This is a genomic window from Leptolyngbya sp. KIOST-1, assembly GCF_000763385.1.
GTDB lineage: Bacteria > Cyanobacteriota > Cyanobacteriia > Phormidesmidales > Phormidesmidaceae > Nodosilinea.
Window position 1 is genome coordinate 871,387 of the sequence record NZ_JQFA01000002.1, and the last position, 19,609, is coordinate 890,995.

General features: G+C 58.7%; 19 protein-coding genes. 12 read left to right on the forward strand and 7 right to left on the reverse strand.

Going from position 1 to position 19,609, the window contains the following annotated elements:
- Positions 1 to 1,328 precede the first annotated feature (1,328 nt).
- The 5 genes from rfbF to NF78_RS03905 all read left to right on the forward strand — a co-directional run bounded on the left by rfbF (position 1,329) and on the right by NF78_RS03905 (position 6,690).
- Complete coding sequence (gene rfbF, locus NF78_RS03885; RefSeq protein WP_035984962.1) at positions 1,329 to 2,102, forward strand: glucose-1-phosphate cytidylyltransferase; 774 nt, start codon at positions 1,329 to 1,331, stop codon at positions 2,100 to 2,102.
- An 87-nt stretch (positions 2,103 to 2,189) separates the two neighbouring features.
- Positions 2,190 to 2,732, forward strand: a complete 543-nt coding sequence (gene rfbC, locus NF78_RS03890) for a dTDP-4-dehydrorhamnose 3,5-epimerase (protein ID WP_035984963.1) — start codon at positions 2,190 to 2,192, stop codon at positions 2,730 to 2,732.
- A gap of 14 nt (positions 2,733 to 2,746) precedes the next feature.
- Positions 2,747 to 4,057, forward strand: a complete 1,311-nt coding sequence (locus NF78_RS03895) for an NAD(P)H-dependent oxidoreductase (protein ID WP_035984964.1) — start codon at positions 2,747 to 2,749, stop codon at positions 4,055 to 4,057.
- A 155-nt stretch (positions 4,058 to 4,212) separates the two neighbouring features.
- On the forward strand, positions 4,213 to 5,352 hold the full coding sequence (locus tag NF78_RS03900; protein ID WP_035984965.1) for an NAD-dependent epimerase/dehydratase family protein: 1,140 nt from the start codon (positions 4,213 to 4,215) through the stop codon (positions 5,350 to 5,352).
- Complete coding sequence (locus NF78_RS03905; RefSeq protein ID WP_035984966.1) at positions 5,353 to 6,690, forward strand: UDP-glucose dehydrogenase family protein; 1,338 nt, start codon at positions 5,353 to 5,355, stop codon at positions 6,688 to 6,690.
- Between the two features lie 52 nt (positions 6,691 to 6,742).
- Here NF78_RS03905 and NF78_RS03910 read toward each other — a convergent pair whose 3' ends face one another.
- Both NF78_RS03910 and NF78_RS30795 read right to left on the reverse strand, forming a co-directional pair.
- Positions 6,743 to 7,522 carry a photosystem II S4 domain protein gene (locus tag NF78_RS03910; RefSeq protein ID WP_035988639.1) on the reverse strand — a complete coding sequence of 260 codons (780 nt, stop codon included), beginning with the start codon at positions 7,520 to 7,522 and terminating at the stop codon, positions 6,743 to 6,745.
- Between the two features lie 115 nt (positions 7,523 to 7,637).
- The gene (locus NF78_RS30795; RefSeq protein WP_197064757.1) at positions 7,638 to 8,237 is read right to left on the reverse strand and encodes a helix-turn-helix transcriptional regulator; all 600 of its coding nucleotides are present in this window, start codon (positions 8,235 to 8,237) and stop codon (positions 7,638 to 7,640) included.
- Between the two features lie 378 nt (positions 8,238 to 8,615).
- Between NF78_RS30795 and NF78_RS03920 the strand changes: the two genes are divergently transcribed.
- A complete protein-coding gene (locus NF78_RS03920; protein ID WP_225885222.1) occupies positions 8,616 to 9,548 on the forward strand; it encodes a tetratricopeptide repeat protein in 933 nt (310 codons plus the stop codon).
- A gap of 115 nt (positions 9,549 to 9,663) precedes the next feature.
- Here NF78_RS03920 and NF78_RS03925 read toward each other — a convergent pair whose 3' ends face one another.
- From NF78_RS03925 to NF78_RS03935, 3 genes are read right to left on the reverse strand one after another with little or no spacing between them, the layout of a single operon-like run.
- Positions 9,664 to 11,136 carry a glycosyltransferase gene (locus NF78_RS03925; RefSeq protein ID WP_263970541.1) on the reverse strand — a complete coding sequence of 491 codons (1,473 nt, stop codon included), beginning with the start codon at positions 11,134 to 11,136 and terminating at the stop codon, positions 9,664 to 9,666.
- Positions 11,137 to 11,161: 25 nt separating this feature from the next.
- Complete coding sequence (psaI, locus tag NF78_RS03930; protein ID WP_035984968.1) at positions 11,162 to 11,272, reverse strand: photosystem I reaction center subunit VIII; 111 nt, start codon at positions 11,270 to 11,272, stop codon at positions 11,162 to 11,164.
- 44 nt (positions 11,273 to 11,316) lie between these two features.
- Complete coding sequence (locus tag NF78_RS03935; protein WP_035984969.1) at positions 11,317 to 11,745, reverse strand: hypothetical protein; 429 nt, start codon at positions 11,743 to 11,745, stop codon at positions 11,317 to 11,319.
- 49 nt (positions 11,746 to 11,794) lie between these two features.
- Here NF78_RS03935 and NF78_RS03940 point away from each other — a divergent pair, with 49 nt between their 5' ends.
- Both NF78_RS03940 and NF78_RS03945 read left to right on the forward strand, forming a co-directional pair.
- Positions 11,795 to 12,070, forward strand: coding sequence for a DUF2470 domain-containing protein (locus NF78_RS03940; protein ID WP_035984970.1), 276 nt, complete (start codon positions 11,795 to 11,797; stop codon positions 12,068 to 12,070).
- A gap of 18 nt (positions 12,071 to 12,088) precedes the next feature.
- Positions 12,089 to 12,331 carry a 2Fe-2S iron-sulfur cluster-binding protein gene (locus NF78_RS03945; RefSeq protein ID WP_035984971.1) on the forward strand — a complete coding sequence of 81 codons (243 nt, stop codon included), beginning with the start codon at positions 12,089 to 12,091 and terminating at the stop codon, positions 12,329 to 12,331.
- 28 nt (positions 12,332 to 12,359) lie between these two features.
- Here NF78_RS03945 and NF78_RS03950 read toward each other — a convergent pair whose 3' ends face one another.
- On the reverse strand, positions 12,360 to 13,619 hold the full coding sequence (locus NF78_RS03950) for a glycosyltransferase family 4 protein (RefSeq protein ID WP_052049751.1): 1,260 nt from the start codon (positions 13,617 to 13,619) through the stop codon (positions 12,360 to 12,362).
- A 265-nt stretch (positions 13,620 to 13,884) separates the two neighbouring features.
- Between NF78_RS03950 and speE the strand changes: the two genes are divergently transcribed.
- From speE to groL, 3 genes are all read left to right on the forward strand, one after another.
- Positions 13,885 to 15,168: a polyamine aminopropyltransferase gene (gene speE, locus NF78_RS03955; RefSeq protein WP_035984972.1), complete on the forward strand. Its 1,284-nt coding sequence runs from the start codon at positions 13,885 to 13,887 to the stop codon at positions 15,166 to 15,168.
- 32 nt (positions 15,169 to 15,200) lie between these two features.
- Positions 15,201 to 16,067: a Tab2 family RNA-binding protein gene (locus NF78_RS03960; protein WP_035988647.1), complete on the forward strand. Its 867-nt coding sequence runs from the start codon at positions 15,201 to 15,203 to the stop codon at positions 16,065 to 16,067.
- 188 nt (positions 16,068 to 16,255) lie between these two features.
- Entirely contained in the window at positions 16,256 to 17,938 is a 1,683-nt protein-coding gene (gene groL / locus NF78_RS03965) for a chaperonin GroEL (protein WP_035984973.1), read from the forward strand.
- Positions 17,939 to 18,159: 221 nt separating this feature from the next.
- Here groL and NF78_RS03970 read toward each other — a convergent pair whose 3' ends face one another.
- Entirely contained in the window at positions 18,160 to 18,855 is a 696-nt protein-coding gene (locus NF78_RS03970) for a phosphatase PAP2 family protein (protein WP_035984974.1), read from the reverse strand.
- Between the two features lie 264 nt (positions 18,856 to 19,119).
- Between NF78_RS03970 and NF78_RS03975 the strand changes: the two genes are divergently transcribed.
- Positions 19,120 to 19,608: an orange carotenoid protein N-terminal domain-containing protein gene (locus NF78_RS03975; protein WP_035984975.1), complete on the forward strand. Its 489-nt coding sequence runs from the start codon at positions 19,120 to 19,122 to the stop codon at positions 19,606 to 19,608.
- The last annotated feature ends 1 nt before the right edge of the window (position 19,609 follow it).

Sequence of the window (19,609 nt, forward strand, 5' to 3'; positions counted from 1 at the left end):
AGCAGCAATCAGAATTTAGAGGAGGATTTGAGGAGGTTGCTGTGATGGAGCTCATAGCAATGATGATGCGTTTGCGCCCCTTGGACTCTGCAGATGCCTGATCAAGTCTGGCGCTGGCTGAGCAAACGCCCTATGACAGTGGCCGACAGTAGCTTCACTGATTTAGCGTTTTTGGCCTCAGTAAGCCATCGGGCTAATCCGTTTTGTGTCGTCCTCGATTGCGTTTAGATGCCGCCCCCTCGCGACGCTTACGCTGTAGGTCGTCCTCGCAAAGGCGGGAAACGTTTAGCTACGCTAAAAAACCGCTGGAAAATTCCATACTTGGCCGGCAGTTCCTCCTGTTGGAGAGTTGGTATGGCTATCAACCTTACTCGTATATTGTGGACTTCCCAAACAACAGCCTGGTATCAAGCTGAACTGCCCACAGTTCCTATCTGGAGGATCGTGGTATGCCAACCCTTTCGGCAAGGTAAACCTTTAGGCCTTTCTCTGTAGCAGTTTTGGGGCTATACCGGCTCAAATTGTGCTCGGGTTGCCCCAGCCCTGGTAAGTCGAAGTCATCTGCCAGGCTATTCGGGCTCATTTAGGGATAGAAACCCAACACCAGTGGACAGATTTAGCGATCTTACACAATACCCGACACTCCTCGTACTGTGCTCCCCCGTCGTACTCTTCACTCAGCGCCTACACTCGCAACTCCGCCTTCCCTCGCCTCAAACCACTTGATTCACGAAGCCACTCCCGGCCTTTCCAATGTCTTCGAGATCCAAGCGCTGAAACTGGGTAAGCTCTGGCAACTCCCCTCCGCAAGCGACGGGCTGATGAATCTGAAAGATTTAGCTGATATTTATGGGTTTTTCATAGACGAGTAATTTGACTTCATCTGCCGCTCACAATGGTGTTTCACCTTGAAGCTAAGCTAGCCCAAGGTGATGCCTGACATACTGCAGGCTGCCCTAACCCCGGCATCAGGCCTAGAAAAAGCTTGAAACCATTCATTGGGGTCGGTACACTATCGCCAATAGGTCTAACGTACACAACTTCATAATCTTGTCAAAAGGCTGTTAACACAAATCGAGTCTCCGAGCTAAGCCCAGGAAATGTCGTAATATCATCGGTAGTATTACGCACCTAGTTTGAACTTTCTTGGATGGTACAGAATTTTTGACACCGATCAAATGTGGATGGAGGTGCCACCTTAAACCATCAGATAGTCGCTCACTCATTCAAGGCCAAGTTTTAGCCGTTTTTTCGGAAGCAGAGTTAATGCTCAATTTGCTGAATTTATAAGGGCTAAAAAGTTAATTTTTGACTTCTTAAGAGGTTTTATGAAAGCAGTTATATTTGCAGGTGGCTTGGGGACACGTTTAAGTGAAGAAACCAGCATTCGACCTAAACCCATGGTAGAGGTCGGAAATCGGCCTATCCTATGGCATATCATGAAAACCTACTCAGCTCATGGCATCAATGACTTTATCATCTGCTGTGGCTATAAGGGCTATGTTATTAAGGAATATTTTGCTAATTACTTCCTGCACATGTCAGATGTCACCTTTGACCTGCGCTATAACCAGATGAACGTTCATTCAGGCAATGCTGAGCCCTGGAAAGTAACTCTGATTGACACTGGCGAAACTACGATGACGGGTGGTCGTTTAAAGCGAGTGCGGGAACACATTGGTTCAGAGTCTTTTTGCTTAACTTACGGGGACGGTGTCAGTGATGTAAACATCACTGAACTAATTAAGTTTCATAAAAGTCAAGATACTTTAGCGACGCTAACGGCAGTGCAACCCCCCGGACGGTTCGGTGCCATTGCTCTGCATGAAGGACAGACAAAAATTGATACTTTCCAGGAAAAGCCGGAAGGTGATGGTGCTTGGATTAACGGTGGCTACTTCGTCGTTGAGCCTCAAGTGATCGATTTTGTCGAGGGTGACGATACCATTTGGGAGCAGGAGCCTCTGACTAAATTAGCTCAGATGGGACAGCTTTCTGCATTTAAACATGCTGGTTTCTGGCAACCCATGGACACGCTGCGCGATAGAACGAAGCTCGAAGAGCTTTGGGCCGCGGGCAAGGCTCCTTGGAAAGTTTGGTAAGTTACTCCTATATCTGCTCTATGAGTTTGTAGTGGATATATTTTGGCTGAGATAGGGCACTTAAACGTCCATGCCTGGAGGGTGAGCATGATTTTTAACAAGACACCCCTGCCCGGGGTACTAGTCATATCTCTAGATCAGCGGGGGGACGATCGCGGTTTTTTCGCCAGAGCCTACTGTGCTCAAGAATTTGAAAGTCACGGTCTGAAGCCCGTTGGAGTTCAGTGCAATATGGCGTCAAACTTTTCTAAGGGAACCCTCAGGGGACTACACTACCAGGTGCCACCAGCGGCTGAAGCGAAGTTTTTCCGGTGTATTCGAGGCGCCAACTACCATGTCGTTGTAGATATGCGGCCTGATTCCTCAACCTATTTGGAGCACTTCGGTGTAGAACTGTCGGCGGACAATCGCCTGGGGCTTTATATCCCTGAGATGTTTGCCCACGGATACCAGGCTCTAACCGATGAATCAGAAGCTTTTTATATGGTTAGCGAGTACTATACTCCTGGCTGTGAGCGAGGTCTTCGTTACGACGATCCGACTCTAAATATTCAGTGGCCCTTGCCTGTAACCACAATTTCTGAAAAAGATACGGCCTGGTCTCTGCTGCCTGACCTAATTCCAACTTAACAAGGGGTACTTATATGATTATTGTCGATACAGCCCTGAAGGCTCGCCACGAAGAAGGCAATCCAGTACGCGTCGGTTTGCTAGGAGCGGGCTTTATGGGGCGTGGGGTGGTCAATCAAATTGTCAACTACACCCCCGGCATGGTTCTAGTTGCCATTGCTAACCGCACCGTTGATGCCGCGATCGCAGCTTATAACAAGGTCGGTGTTGAGGACGTCAAGACGGTCTCCTCAGTGGGCGATTTGGAAGACGCGATCGCCCGTGGTCAGTACGCCGTTACTGACGATCCGCTGCTGCTTTGCCAATCCGAGAGCATTGACGTACTGATCGAGGCAACGGGCCATGTGGAATACGGGGCCAGGGTGACGCTAGCGGCGATTGAGCACAAAAAACCCATGGTGCTCATGAATGCGGAACTTGACGGCACCGTTGGTCCCATCCTCAAAGTCTACGCCGATCGAGCTGGGGTCATTATTACCGGCTGCGACGGTGATCAACCGGGTGTCCAACTCAATCTCTATCGCTTTGTCAAGAGCATTGGCCTCAATCCCCTACTCTGCGGCAACATCAAAGGCCTGCAGGACCGCTACCGCAACCCTACTACCCAGGAGGGCTTTGCTAAGCAGTGGGGACAAACGGCCCACATGGTGACCAGTTTTGCCGACGGAACCAAAATTTCCTTTGAACAGGCCATTGTCGCTAACGCGACCGGCATGAAAGTGGCCCAACGCGGCATGTTGGGCTACCACTCCACCGGTCATGTGGACGACATGCTCGACCTCTACGATGTAGAGCAGCTCAAGTCTCTGGGCGGTATCGTTGACTACGTAGTCGGTCCCAAGCCCAGCCCTGGCGTCTTTGTTTACGCAACCTGCAATGAACCGACCCAAGCCCACTACCTCAATTACGGCAAGCTTGGAGAAGGCCCACTCTATAGCTTCTACGTTCCCTACCACCTGACCGTGTTTGAAGTGCCTCTCTCCGCAGCCCGGGTGGCCCTGTTCAACGATGTCATCATTGCCCCGCTGGGTGAACCCGTAGTCGATGTAATTACTACGGCCAAAATCGACCTGCAGGCAGGCCAAACCCTTGATGGCTTGGGGGGCTACCACACCTACGGCCAGTGTGAAAATGCCGATGTCGTGAATAGAGACAATTTGCTACCCATGGGTCTGGTGGAGGGCTGTCGTCTGAAGCGCCCCGTCACCAAAGACCAGGTGTTGACCTATGACGATGTCGAGATCCCTGCCGACAGTGTGGCCCATCGTCTGCGGGCAGAGCAAAATGCTTATTTTTCTAAGTCCCAGGTAGTAGCAGCGGTATAGCCCCTTAGCTGCTGCATCGCTGTAGCCATTTCCCTTTTAAGAGAGGGTTTATCTATGGTTATGTTTTCAGGTTGCTGGGCTAGGGCCCCTGACAAAGGTGCCCTGGTAACCTCCCGCTGGCCTCTTTCATCTCTAATTTGTATAAGGAAACTGTAATGGTTCAAGCACCGAGCTTAGCTTCATTGAATACGGCAGATGATGTCGTTCAAGCTGATTTAACCTATATCTGTAAAAACCTATCGGAAGAATTTGCCACTCTGTCGGGCAAAAATCTTTTAATTACTGGTGGTGCTGGCTTCTTAGGCTACTACCTGGTGCAGTCGGTTCTGCACTGGAACAAGGTGAATTCAACGGCTAAGCCTATTCACCTGACCATTTACGACAACTACATTCGGGGTGTACCCGAATGGTTGACCAACCTGGCTGACAATCCCAATCTGGAATTGGTTAAGCACGATATTACCAATCCTCTACCCGAAACCATTGGTGATTTTCAGTTCATTATCCACGCGGCCTCCATTGCTTCGCCCACGTTTTATCGCAAGTACCCGATTGAAACGATGGATGCGAACGTCAACGGACTGCGCTTTCTGCTGGAGTATTGCCTCCAGCAAAAGGCCAAGGGAATCCCCGTAGAGGGATTCTTGTTTTACTCCACCAGCGAAATCTACGGCGATCCTACCCCTGAAAACATTCCCACCCCTGAAACCTATCGTGGCAATGTGTCCTGCACTGGGCCTCGGGCCTGCTACGACGAGTCGAAGCGCTATGGTGAAACCCTCTGCGTCAACTTTGCGCTTCAGCACGATCTGCCCATTAAGACAGCGCGTCCGTTTAACAACTATGGGCCTGGGCTGAAAATTACCGATCGCCGAGTGCTGCCCGACTTCGCCCGCGATATCTTTAGCGATCGCGACATTGTCATGCTCTCTGACGGTGCCCCCACCCGCACCTTCTGCTACATTGCCGATGCGATCGTGGGCTACTACAAAATTCTGGTCAAGGGTCACCCCGGCGAAGCCTACAACATCGGCGTTGAAACCCCTGAGATCTCCATGGCCAACCTGGCCGATCGGGTGGCAGATATTGCCCGTGACCTGTTTAACTACAGCGGCAAGGTAGTGCGCCAAACCAGCGCTGACCAGGATTACCTGGTGGACAACCCCAACCGTCGCTGCCCCATCATTGACAAAGCTCGTGATCACCTGGGCTACGACCCCAGCATCACCATCGACGAGGGGCTAAAGCGCACCATGGTTTGGTATTCGGGCAATCGCGAAGCGGAGGACGCATAAATGAAAGTATCTGTCGTTGGTACAGGTTATGTTGGCCTGGTGTCAGGTACCTGCCTGGCGGAGAAGGGCCACAGCGTGGTCTGTGTAGACATTGATCAGGCTAAGGTTGACCAGATTAACCAGGGCATTCCGCCCATCTATGAAGCTGGCCTGGAGGATATGCTGAAGGCCAACGTGGGGACTCGCCTCAAGGCCACCACCGATCTGCGAACGGCCGTGATGGAGTCTCAAATCTCACTGATTGCTGTGGGCACACCGTTCCGCGGCGACGAGATTGACCTCACTTTCATCAAGACTGTGGCTCGTCAAATTGGCGAAGTGCTCAAGGATAAAGCCGAATACCACGTAGTTGTCGTAAAGAGCACCGTGGTACCCGGTACCACCGACGAAGTGGTGCTCTCCATTTTGGAAGAGGCTTCGGGCAAAAAGGCGGGGGCTGACTTTGGCGTTGGCATGAACCCCGAGTTTTTGAAGGAAGGTGAGGCTATCCCCGACTTCATGAACCCCGATCGCATCGTGTTGGGCGGCATTGACGAGCGCAGTCTGGCGGCCCTGCGGGAGCTATACAACGTCTTTGAGGGGGTAGATCAGCTCGAAACCAACTGCAAAACCGCCGAGATGATCAAGTACACGGCCAACTCGCTGCTGGCAACCATGATTTCGTTCGCCAACGAAATCGGCAACCTCTGCTCAGCCATCGGTGGGGTTGATGTTACGGAAGTCACGAAGGGGGTGCACCTCGACAAGCGACTGACGCCAATTTTGCCCAGCGGTGAGCGCATTGTCCCCACCTTCACCACCTACATTGAGGCGGGCTGCGGCTTTGGCGGTAGCTGTTTCCCCAAGGACGTGAAGGCTCTCAATGCCTACGGTGCCAAGAAAGGCCTGCCCATGCAGTTGCTCAACGCTGTCATTGACGTCAACGCTGTGCAGTACAAGCAGGTCATGACCCGGCTTTACAAGCACTTCCCTAACCTGGATGCGGTGCGCGTGGCTGTTTTGGGCCTGGCCTTTAAACCGGGTACCGACGACATGCGCGAGTCCCCAGCCATTCCTATTGTTCAGGAGTTGCTGGCGGGGTCAGCTAAGGTGAAAGCCTTTGACCCTGTAGCTACCCACGAAGCCCAGAAGATCTTTGAAAACCAGCCCATTCAGTACTGCAACAGCCTGGCCGAAACCGTTCAGGATGTGGATGTTGTGCTGCTGCTCACCCGGTGGGCTGACTTCAAGGCGCTGCCTGAGTTGCTTCAGGGGGTAGCCAATCCTCCCCTGGTCATCGACGGTCGTCGTATGCTCGAGAAGGGAGCCTTTGCCCGCTACGAGGGCATCGGCCTGTAGTTATAAGCGGTGTTGCTGAATAATCCTCGACACCACTTCTCTAAGCACGGGGTTACTGGTACCGGGTCAGGTTGATCCGGTACCGTTCTTTTTTGGTGACGGCAATATCGCCGATTTCGAGTCGGCCTTTGCCGCGAATGGCAACCAGATCTCCCGAATTCAGGGTGTGACTGGGCTGACTTACGGGGTTCCAGTTCACCCGCACGTCGCCGCTGCTGATCAAGTCGGCCATTTTGCTCCGGGACATGCCAAACCCAGCGGAGGCGATCGCATCGAGGCGCAGGGAAGCTTCGACGGTGGTGAGGTCTTTCTTTTGGGGCGGGCGCACCCGCAGTTGCTCCCACCCCAGGGGCTGAGTTTTGACCGGCACCGATCGCACCTGGGTGAGGGATTGGGTGAGAAAGTCGGCCAACTCCGGCACCGCGATCGCCTGGGCACCCCGCTCACCGAGCACAATGATGTCGCCCACCTTGCTTCGCTCCAGGCCCGTGCTCAGCAGCGCCCCCAAAAAGTCGCCGTGGTTGGCCGGGTCGAACATGAAGTTGCCGTCGATAGTTAGCAGCGACAGGGGAATTTGACTGGGGTCGAGGGGAATGTCGGTGCGGGCGATTGCCAACCGCTGGCGTTCAGCCTGGGGATAGCCACCCCAGGCCACGCTGTGGACGTCCGTCAGCCGCTCGAGCATCGCCTGGGCCTCGATCTGCTCCGGTGGCGACAAAAAGTCGGTGAAGACAGTCTCCCAGGTCTTGATCGCCTGATCGGCCTGATCTGAGATCCGGGCCAGGCGATCGCGATTTGCAGCAGCGTTGGTCAGGTCGTCCTTGGGCGGCATGGGCAGTAGGTTGAAGGGCAATCCCCCACAACCTGACGCGAATCAAGGCCAAGGGGGCTATGTCTGACTTTAGCTTACTTAGTCAGGTCACCTGTGGCATCGGTTCCTCGGGGGCTCAGTTGGCCAGGGCTTCGGTTACGTCCTTCCGCTTGGCGTAGATACTCTTGAGATGCCGTTTGACGGTGTTGATGGTGATGTAAAGCTCCTTGGCAATTTCCTCATAGCTGCGGTTGGCCCGCCGCAGCACCCACACGGCCTGCTCTCGGGGAGTGAGGTTGTACTGCACTGCCTCCAGCAGGGCTGAGGATTGGGCCAGGCGGGTTTTATTTTCGAGGGAAACCAGCAGGTAAGAACCGGGAGTCGCCGGACAATCCAGCCACTGCACGCGGGCGCGAATTTGGTGCCCAGAGCGGGACGTAAACTCCTGGGTCAGAACCAGCAGGGTTTCGGGGTAGAGCTCCCGACTTTCTAACAGGTGCTTACTCATCGTTTTAAGGCAGGTGGGCAGATCGCCGGGGCGCTTGGGGTCGCTCAGATCGCGGCAAAGGGTTTTGCCCTTCTGGTTACTGTGCACACAGCGGCCATCCTCAGCCAGCACCAAAATGCCGTCGACAAAGCCTTCGAGTACGGCGCTGAGCAGGGGTTGATTTGGGGTCTCATGGGCATTATGCGGGACAGAAAAATCAACAGTTGAAGCGATAGTGGATGAACTCATAGTGACCATGGGGCTACCTGGTTTAAGACACAACAGAGTTAGGGGAGTCATCCGGAAACACAGCTTATAAAGGGGGAGCCTGTGAAATCGGCTTGCCTGTGAACTTGCGGTAAAGAGAACCTCAAGCCCAAGGGGGCAATCTCCAGAAGGTTGGGACAGTTTGCCAACTGGTTTGCTGAAACTGCGGCAGCCGTGCTGACAAAATTCCTCTGCGCTGCCGGTCATTGCGCCCCGGCTGAGCCAGCTCAGCGGGGGCGAACCGAGATAGGTTTACCGGTGCGAGCCTCCAGCCCAATTCAGCAACCCCCGGTTGAAAAAAATGGCGCTTATCTATATCGTTATGGGCGTTCTCTCGGCCTAAGAGCATTGCTATCCGCCATGACACGGGTCAACCGACAGCTTTTGCGAATTCAGATGCGGCATGTCCACAGGAGTCTGGTCGCCGTGGCGATCGCGCTTCCCCTCCTGGGCGCTCCGCTGCCCCTGGGGCCCGGCTATGCCCAAACCGCGCCTTCCCCAACTGTCAATGGGGCGGAAGCGGAGGCCGCTCTCAACCAGGGGCTGGCGCTGATTCAGCGGGGCGATATTGACGGTGCCCTGATTCAGTTTCAGCAGGCCGCTGCCCTGGACCCCGGCCTCGCCGCCGCCCACTACAACATCGGCCTGGCCCTCCGCCAGAAGGGCCACCTGCAGGATGCTGCCTCGGCGTTCTGGGCCGCCATCCGGGCCGACCCTCAGTTTGCCCTGGCCTACGCCAACCTGGGCGGCGCGTTGATTGAGGGCAACAACCTCGATCAGGCCGAGGCCTACCTGCAGCGGGCGATCGCGATCGAACCCACCCTGGGCAACGCTCACTACAATCTCGGCCTGGTGTACCAATCCCAGGGGCGGTTTCCGGAGGCGCTGGCCGCCCTGGAAAAAGCCGGGCAGTTCAGCCCCCGCGCCCCGGAGTCATTTTTGCAGCGGGGCATTATTTACCTGCAAACGGAGCAAAATGCGGCAGCGGAGGCGGTGCTGCAGCAGGCCCTCGCCCTGAACCCCCGCTACGCCCAGGCCCACTACAACCTGGGCATCGCCCGGTTCAACCAGGGCCAGACCGAAGCGGCGCTCGACTCCTTTCGCGCCGCCACCCAGATCAACGGCAGCTACGCCGATGCCTACTACAGCGCCGGGCTGGCGTTTATACAGCTGGAGCGATTTGAGGAAGCCCGCACGGTGCTGGAATACGCCAAAAACCTCTACATCACTGGGGGTAACCCGACCTGGGCGGCCAGGGCCCAAAGCCACCTGGGGCAGCTGCCGGGGAGCTAGTCGGGGGGCAGGCAACGGTGGATTTATTGGTGGATCTGAGGGGCGATCGCGTTGATCAGAGATCAGATCCTTGATCAGAGATCAGATCCTTCTCAAGCATCAGCCCCCACAAGGACTACCAGAACTTGAGCTTGCGCGAGGCGTAGAGGCACATGCGCAGCAAAATCAGCCCCTCCCTGACGTGGGCAATGTTGGAGCTGCCGTAGGTGCGCGGCCGATAGCGAATGGGTACCTCCACAATGTGCAGGTTGAGCTTGGCCGCCCCAAACAGCAGATCAAAATCGCCAAAGGGGTCGAAGTCGCCGAAGTAGCTGCGGCCAGCGGCCAGGCGCTGGTAGTCGCATCGCCACAGCACCTTGGTGCCGCAGAGGGTGTCTTTGAGGGGCTGCTCCAGCAGGAACGAAAACAGCAGCGCAAAGATCTTGTTGGCCACCGTGTTCAGCCAGGGCATGGCGGTTTTGGAGCGGGGATAGACCAGCCGCGAACCGTTGGCAAATTCGCCGTGGCCAGCGGCCAGCACCTCGACAAAGTGGGGCAAATCTTCGGGGGGAACGGTCAGGTCGGCGTCGAGAATCAGCAGGATATCGCCCCTGGCCTGATCGAACCCCAGGCGGACGGCATCGGCCTTGCCCCGGCCCGTCTGCTGAAAGGCCTTGAGGGTGAATGGCCCCTGGTAGATCTGCACCAGTTCCTGGATGGTTTCCCAGGTGCGATCGCGGGAGTGACCTTCGACAAAGATAACCTCAGTGTGCTGGCCCAGCTGAGGCAGGCGAGCCACGGCGGCGGCAATGTTTCCGGCCTCATTGCGGGCGGGAATGATCACCGAGCAGGTGGGTCGCTCCTGAGTCGGTACCGCCTGGGGTCGAGCGACGATGAAGGTGGTCAGGCACAGGTGCTTTAGCAGGGGCAGGGGGGCCAGGTAGCGGTTGACAAACCCCGCTATCCCCGGCACAAATTTGGGCCACAGAAACCGACTGCCCCGCTTGAGCGGTCGGTAGCCGGTGACCGTCAGCAGATTGGCGACATCGTCGGTGCTGAGCCAGTTTTGAGGGGGCTGGGGCCGCCGCTGCCCCACCCGCTCGGCCAGCCCCAGCAAGGGCTCCCAGAGGTGGCTGTGGAAGGTGAGGATGAGGCGGGTATGGGGCTGGCAGAAGGGCTGCAACCGCTGCAGCACGGCCTGGATATCGCTCAGGTAGCCCAGCACCCCAGACAGCAGGATGTAGTCGAACTGACGGTGCTCCGGGGCCATCTGGTCAGGTTCCAGGGTTTCGGCATCGAGGCTGTAGAAGCTGAGGTGAGGGTATTTTTGGCAGGCGATCGCGACCACCGCAGGCGCAAAGTCTAACCCCACCCCCACCGCTGGGAGCGTGGCCTGCAGCAGGTCGCCAGTGCCGCAGCCGATCTCGAGCACGCGACTGCCAGGCGGAATCAAAAACTGATGAAGCCGAGCCAGATCGCTGTAGTAGTAGCGGTTGCGGCTACTCCAGCGGTCTAGCTCGGGAGCAATGCGGTCAAAATAGGCCCGAATATCTTGCTTGAAGTCTTGCTTGGGGGCCTCAAGCAAATCAGAAAAAGGGGCTTGGAGCACGAATGTCTCGGTATCTAATCAGGTCTTAGGCGGCGTCTTCCCGCTCAATGTAAAGGAATAGGAAGGCCATGGCCGCAGCGGGAAACACGATGCCCACCAGAGGAACCAGGATGGAGGGTAAAAAGGCAGCTGGCATAGGTTTTCTTACCTCAATAGAAACATCACAGCATGAGCATAAGACTACTGCGAATGGGCGATCTTTATGTCTATTTCGTTACAAACTTTCTCACTCAGTCCGGGGCTGGCCACGGACTCGATATCCTCCTGGTGGAGCCGGGTATGCCACCAGGCCTGGGTAGCGCGATCGAGTTTGGCTGTGAATAGGGTGGTGACAAAGGACTGCGCTCCGTAGCCCTGACCCACAATCTCGACGCAGTAGGACGGGAATTTGCGGGTGGCCATATCGGGCACCAGCCGTTTGCCAATCCGCCGCCAGCTGGGCTCTTTGCCCCGCCACTGGAGACGGCAGCAGGGCCAGGGCAGCTGCTCGCGGTCGAACAGACGGCAGCAGGGGCCGACCACCCGGTAGGTGAGGTGTGCCCCGGGGCTCTGAAAGACGTGGCCCGTCGGCCAGGGGTGCTCTGAGGAGGGGGGCAGGGGCGGTATCATAGCAGCATGTAACAGATGGCCAATGTTGAAGTAGTCTACGGGATTTTTTATGGCTGAGCCAATTACCCCTGCGGTCAGCGATCGCATTTGCAAGCACATGAACAAAGACCACGCCGAAGCAGTGCTGTTCTACGCCACCGCCTACGGCAACCAGCCCGCCGCCACCGCCGCCACCATGGAAGCGATCGACGCCGAGGGCATGACCCTGGCCGTTACCGTGGACGGGGCGCAGACCCCCGTGCGGGTACCCTTTGACCACACCCTGGAGGGGGCCGAAGACGCCCACCACACCCTGGTTGCCATGCTCAAGCAGGCCCAGGTCTAAGCCATCCACACCACAGCCATGAGCGTTTCAATTCATTTTTTGCCCGATGGGGTCACCGTTGACGCCGAGGTGGGGGAACCGCTGCTGGCGGTCGCCGATCGCGCCGGGGTGAGCATTCCCACCGGCTGCCTGATGGGGTCGTGCCACGCCTGCGAGGTGGAGCTAGAGGGGCAGACGGACCCGATCTGCGCCTGCATTTCAGCGGTGCCGCCGGGGCAGCAGACGCTGGTGATTAACCTGTACGTAGATCCCACCTGGTGAAGACCGCAGGTCCAGCGATCGCAGGTCGTTAGGGCCAGAACCCCTGCTTGAGCCCGGGTAGCGGATTGAGCTCAGCGAGGGGATGTGCCCTCGGCCGCGTGGGCTGGGGGGCGCGATCGGGCCCAGTCACCAGGGCCTGCAGGTCGCCCCAGACCTGCTGCTGGGCCGCCTCCCAGCTCAGGTGCTGGCGGTAGTGCCGCCAGGCCGCCAGGGCCAGCTCTCGATACCCGGCGGGGTCGGCCATAGCGGTGGCAAGGTACTGGGCATAGGCCTGGGCGCTGGCCCCTGGGGCAAACGCCTGGCCATTGACCCCAGCCCGCAGCACCGTGGGAATGCCCCCTACGGCGGCGGCTACGCAGGGCACCCCGGCGGCGTTGGCCTCGCTGATGGCGATGCCAAAGGTGTCGGCTTTGGTGGGAAAGATCAGAAAATGGGCCTGGTTGAGCAGGCGGGAAAAGTGGGCTTCGCCCGCCGGATTGGCGCGATCGATAAAGCCGTAGGGCTTCACAAACGGGGGCAAGTCGCCCCTGGTCTGGGGCTGGCAGCCCACCACCCAGAGTTCGGTTTCGAGGCCCTGCCGGTTGAGGGTTTCGGCCACCTCCAGGGCCAGCGGGCCGCCCTTGCGGTGCCAATCGACTCCCAAAAACAGCAGCCGACAGGGGCCGGGAGGGCGCTGGTCGATCAGGGCCTCGACCTCCGGTTGGCGGAGGTCCTGGGCGCGGCTGGCCCCGCGGGGAATAATCCGCAGCTTATCGGCGGGGAGTTTGTAGAGCGCCATCGCCGACTGAGCCGCCCACTCGGAGGTGAGAATGACGCGATCGCAGCGATCGATCGCCCCCTGCTCCACCGCGTGCAGCCGTCGCCGGGTTTCGGCACAGAGGTTGGTGAGGTGGGGGTAAAAATCGACCAGACTGCCCAGCAGGGCATCGGTCCACAGCACCGTGGGCAGGTCAGTATTCACCCGCGCCAGGGGAATGGCGTTCTCGGGGCAGAGCAGCAGGTCGGCCCCAGACCGGGCCAGTTTGGTCTCGATCTGGCGGGCGTAGCGGGGCGAGACCCAGGGCTCGACCGGGCTGTAGTAGCTTTGGCCCAGGCGCTGGTAGTACAGCCACTTGAGCCGGGTAATCGGCACTTTGGGCTGGCGCAGCGGGCCCAAAAAGGCCAGTTCGGCCCCGGCGCTCTGGAGCAGCTCGGCGATTTTTTGCCCGGCCCCGTAGAGGCCCAGGTGGCGGCGGGGCCAGGCGGCGCGATCGCGCACATCGTAGGTGGTGGCGTAGGCAATTTTCATCATGAATAAGGGTTGGGCTGTGGCCAGCCCAACCCTCTCAGCGACTCCCCCTAGGGTGCCCAGGTGCTGCCCCTTTGCAACGGCAGGGGCGATGGGCCTCTGGCCAGCAGATGTGATCTGGCCTACATCCAAACCGGACGCCGAGCATCTAAACCATTACAAGATGCCTAAGGCCACGGGCTCAGATCCGCCGGGCCAATAGACTCTAAACAGTGATACAGTTATCGATCTTTGATTTGGGCCAACTCTAAGGGGGTATCGGCACATGAATTCGCTCGGACGACATATTTTGGTGGAGTTCTTCGGCTGCTCGTCGGACATTCTCAACGATGTGCCGCTGATTGAGAGCAGCATGGTGGGGGCGGCCGCCGATGCCGGGGCCACGGTGATTAGCTCGGTGTTTCACCACTTTTCGCCCTTTGGTGTGTCGGGGGTGGTGGTGATTCAGGAAAGCCACCTGGCCATTCACACCTGGCCCGAGTACCGCTACGCGGCGGTGGATCTGTTCACCTGCGGCGACACGGTCAACCCCTGGATCTCCTTTGACAAGCTCAAGCTGGCGTTTAAGGCCGACTACGGCTCGGCCCTGGAGATGAACCGGGGCCAGCTCGAGCTGCTGGAGCGTGTTGACATTGACCTGGGGGAACTGCGCGACGAGGTCACCAACAGGCTGATCACCCCCAAGCAGAGCCGCAGCGTCTGGTTTACCGACAAAAACGACGACATCGCCCTGTCGATTCGCCACAAGGGCGATCGCGTGTTTCGCGAGAAGTCGCCGTACCAGACCGTGGAGATCTTTGACACCTTCGCCTACGGCAAAATGCTCACCATCGACAACATGGTGATGTGCAGCGAAAAAGACGAAAACGCCTACCACGAGATGATCATCCACGTGCCGATGCTGCTCAACCCCAGCTTTAAAAACGTGCTGGTGATTGGCGGCGGCGACGGCGGCAGCGTGCGCGAAATTTTGCGCCACCCCCAGGTGGAGTCTGTCACCATGGTCGAAATCGACGAAGCGGTGGTGCGGGCTTCCAAGGAATTTTTGCCCTCGCTATCCGGTGCCCTCGACGACCCCAAACTCGACCTCCGCATCGAGGACGGCATCGCCTTTGTGGCCAATGCCCCCGATACCAGCTACGACCTGATCGTGATCGACTCCTCGGACCCGGTGGGGCCGTCGGAGGGGCTGTTTAGTACCGAGTTCTACAAGCAGGTGTATCGGATTCTCAAGCCCGGCGGCGCGATCGCGGCCCAGAGCGAGTCGCCCCGGTTTAACCAGCGGGCCTTTGTGGATATTCACCACTGTCTCAAGGGCATCTTTGGCGACGAGCAGGTGTTCTGCTACCTGGCGTTTATCCCCACCTACCCCACGGGCATGTGGAGCTTTAACTACGCTACCAAGGGTGCCGCTCACCCCCTGCAGGGCCTGGATGCGGCGAAGTCGGCCGGCTTTGCCGCCGAGCACGGGTTGCAGTACTACAACGTGGGTATGCACCAGGCCGCCTTTGCGCTGCCCACCTTTGTGCAGACCATGCTGAAGCGATAGGGCCCGCCAACCACATTAAAGGAGGTATGGCTATGCCCGCCTGGCAGGCCGATCTGCACCGTCCACCCCTGGTCAGCGACAGCGGCGACCCGCTGTGGGAACTGCTGCTGTGCAGCGAGGACTTTGCCTTTAGCTACGGCGCTACGGCCCCCCAGGGGGCGATCGACAAGGCCTGGGTGACGGCCCAGATCGCCCAGGCCCTCGCCAAAGCGGGCACCGCCCCCGATACCCTGCAGGTGTTTCGGCCCCAGGCCTTGTCGCTGCTGAGCGTCGCCTGTGAACCGCTGGGCATTGCGGTAGAACCCACCCGCCGTACCCCCGCCCTGCACCAGTGGCTGCAGCAGCGGGCCAAGTGGTACCCCAGCCAGCCCAACGCCATCCCCGTGCCCTACCACCCGCTGCACATCGAGTCGCCGCCACCGCTGCCCCTGCCCGAAAGTCTCTGGGGCGCTTCGAGCGGGGCACCGTCCCCAAGCCGCTGGGGCTTTACGGCCCTGTCGGCCTACGACTTCGAGCAAACCCTGCCCCACGAACCGATTCCCCTGCGCCACCTGCCCGCGCCGCGGCTGCCCTCGCGTCTGGGGCTGGCCAGCACCACCCCTATTCCTGGGGTCGTAGTGGATGCGGGGCGGCAGGCGATGGCCCTGGCCCGGTGGATTCAGGCCCAGACGCCCGCCTGGCTGAGCTACATCCGGGGCAACCCCGACGGGCTGATTCTGGAGGCTGGACTGTGCGATCGCTGGGTGTTCACCACCTTTGAGGATGCCGAGGTATCCCAAGCGGGTCAGCGGTTTGAGCAGCGCAAGCAGCAGAGCCAGGGGCTTCACTTTTTGCTAGTGCGCCCCGACGATTCGGGCATGACCACCACCGGACTCTGGCTCCTGCAGCAGGAGCCCTGACCCCAGGGAGAAAACCCCAATCTCAACTCCAAAATCCCCAATCCAAAATGATTAGCTCTCCTCCGCCTCCATTTTCGAGGATCGGTTATTGCGACTTACCCCCCGCCCCGGACAGCGGTAATCTAGCTGGGTTAGCACTCGAACGCAGTGAGTGCTAAGTTTGTCTCTGGAGAGCTGAAAGACAGGACATGGCAAAACGAGTTTCCTTTGATGAGGCGTCGCGGCAGGCCCTCGAAAAAGGCGTCAACGCCCTAGCCGACGCCGTTAAAATTACCCTTGGCCCCAGGGGGCGCAATGTCGTGCTTGAGAAGAAGTACGGCGCCCCCCAGATCGTCAACGACGGCATCACCATCGCCAAAGAGATCGATCTGGAAGATCCCTTCGAGAACCTGGGTGCCCGCCTCATGCAGGAGGTCGCCTCGAAGACTAAAGACCTGGCGGGCGATGGCACCACCACCGCCACCGTACTGGCCCAGGCCATGGTCAAAGAGGGGCTAAAGAATGTGGCCGCCGGCACCAACCCCGTCAGCCTCAGGCGCGGAATTGAAAAAGCCGTGACCGCCCTGGTTAGCGAAATTGCCGCCGTGGCCAAGCCTGTCGAAGGCAACGCCACTATTGCCCAGGTGGCCACCGTGTCCGCTGGCAGCGACGAAGAGATCGGCCGCATGATTGCCGAAGCCATGGACAAAGTGACCAAGGATGGCGTGATCACCGTTGAAGAGTCCAAGTCGCTCTACACCGAGCTGGATGTGGTTGAGGGGATGCAGTTCGATCGCGGCTACATTTCCCCCTACTTCGTCACCGACCAGGAGCGGATGGTGACCGAACTGGACAATGCCCGCGTGCTGATCACCGACAAGAAAATCGGCTCGATTCAAGACCTGGTGTCGGTGCTGGAGCGGGTGGCCCGCGAGGGTGCCCCCCTGCTGATCATCGCCGAAGACATTGAGGGCGAGGCCCTGGCCACCCTGGTGGTGAACAAGGCCCGGGGCGTGCTGAATGTGGCTGCTATCAAAGCACCCAGCTTTGGCGATCGCCGCAAGGCCATGCTCCAGGACATCGCCGTGCTCACCGGCGGGCAGGTGATTTCTGAAGAAGTCGGCCTCAGCCTGGATACCGCCGACCTGTCGATGCTGGGTACCGCCACCAAGGTCACCCTCACCAAGGACACCACCACCCTGGTCTCCGAGGCGGGCAACAAGGCCGACATCGACAAGCGCATCGCCCAGATCCGCCAGGAGCTGGAGCGCACCGACTCCGACTACGACAAAGAAAAGCTCTCCGAGCGGCTGGCTAAGCTGGCCGGGGGCGTGGCCGTGATCAAGGTCGGGGCCGCCACCGAAACTGAACTCAAAGACCGCAAGCTGCGCATTGACGACGCCCTCAGCGCCACCAAAGCAGCCGTCGAAGAAGGCATTGTCCCCGGTGGCGGGGCCACCCTGCTGCACCTGGCGCCCAGGCTGGCGGCGGTCAAGGCCAACCTCAGCACCGAAGAGGCGATCGGGGTTGATATCGTGATGCGGGCGGTGGAAGCGCCCCTGCGCCAGATTGCCGACAATGCGGGCCAGGAAGGCTCGGTGATTGTCGAAAAGGTGAAGGCGATGGACTTCCCCATGGGCTACAACGCCCTGTCCGGCGATTACCAGGACCTGATCCAGGCAGGCATCATTGACCCGGCCAAGGTGGTGCGCTCGGCCCTCCAGGACGCCGCCTCGATCGCGGGCATGGTGCTCACCACCGAAGCGCTGGTGGCCGAAATTCCTGAGCCTCCTGCCCCCGCTGGCGACCCCGGCATGGGCGGCATGGGTGGCATGGGTGGCATGGGCGGCATGGGCGGCATGGGCGGCATGGGTGGCATGGGCATGATGTAGCCTGCCATTGCCCCACGGCCGGGAGCCCTGGCTAATACCGAATCCTGGTTGAGTCCACCCACTTTGTAGGGGCGTAGCCTGCTACGCCCCTAGGGGGTTCCTGGTTAGGATTCAGGGTTTATTCAATCGAATTTTGTATAGTCAGAGTCCCAGCCAAGATCCCACCTACGTTCTAAGCAACGAGCCAAAGCCATCTTCCTCGGGGGGTGGCTTTGGTCATGTTAGCGATCTACCCTGATCAGCTGGGGCTTGAGCACCAGGGATACGCCTACAGCCCAGGCGATCGAGGCCAGCCAGCCGGCGATGATGTCGCTGGGGTAGTGGACGCCCAGGTAGAGGCGAGTCCAGCCGATGACCAGCACAAACAGGCTGCCCAGTCCCACCACCACCCAGTTCCAGCGGCTGCCCCACAGCAAAATTACCAGGGCGGCGACAAAGGCCATACTGGCCATGGCGTGGCCGCTGGGAAAGCTAAAGTCGTATTCAGGAGCGGGTGACTCCCACAGGCTGGGGCGGACCCGGCGCAGCAGCAGCTTGGCGGTGAGGTTGAGGATAGCGGTACCAACCAGGGTCGTGAGAAAGTAGGCGAGCGATCGCCACTGCCGCCTCTGCCACAGAAGCAGGGAAATGATGATCGTCGCTGGCAGTACCCCACCCGCCACCCCCAGCTGGGTCAAAGCGATGGCAACGGTATCGATTTGGGGCGTGGCCATGGTGCGAATGGTGAGCAGAATAGGCTCGTCCCACGGGAACCCGCCCTGGTTTTTCCAGACCACCTCCGCCAGTTCGCCAAAAAATTGGAAGGGCAGATACACCCCTAGCAACAACAGCAGCAGCGATCGGTAGTGGCGCGTTAGCAGGGTTTTGAGATAGCCAAAAAAAGATTTGAAGCGATCGCGCACGTTGATCCGTTTCATGGGTGGGTCTGTTCCCTTGGGGGATTTATTCACGCTACCGTAATCCAGGTAAAGGATCAATTTGAACCCCCTTTAGGGTCAAAAACAGTCCATTTCAGCCGATTTCGACCCCGTCCCACTCAGAGATGAGCTGCGATTCCTGCTATGGACAGATGGAGGCGGGCAAATATTAACCTACGTTGCAAATAGTCAGCCCAGGCAGCGATCGCCCGCCAAAAGGCGTATTCCGCTGCCCGCTGCCCAACCGTAGCCAAAGGATTTTTTATGACTAATTACACCGCCGCCGTCAACAACCCCGACCAGGCCCTTAAGGTCTTCAAAGGCCTGGATGTCGACGAGCAGCTGGCGCTTCTGTGGTTCATCTATGAGCAGATGGGCGACTCAGTCACCCCCGCCGCCCCAGGGTCGGCGTCTCCCGAAATTGCCACCGGCCTCTACAACCAGGTGAAGGAGCAAGATCAGCAGCAGCAGCTGGAGATCATGCGCGCGATCGCCCGCAGCGACCAGTCCAACCAGATTGGCCGCGAGTACGGTTCCCTCAGTGCCAACACCAAGCTGGCCTTCTGGTACTTCCTGGCCCAGGGCATGGACAGTGGCGATATCATCCCCATGCCGGACGACTACGAGCTGACCAACCAGGGCCAGGACCTACTGGCCGCCCTGGAGACGATGGACTTTGAGGGGCAGATCACCCTCCTGCGCAACGCCGTCGAAGGCATGGGCAGCGGTCCGGCCAGCGGCTCCGCTGTGTAAC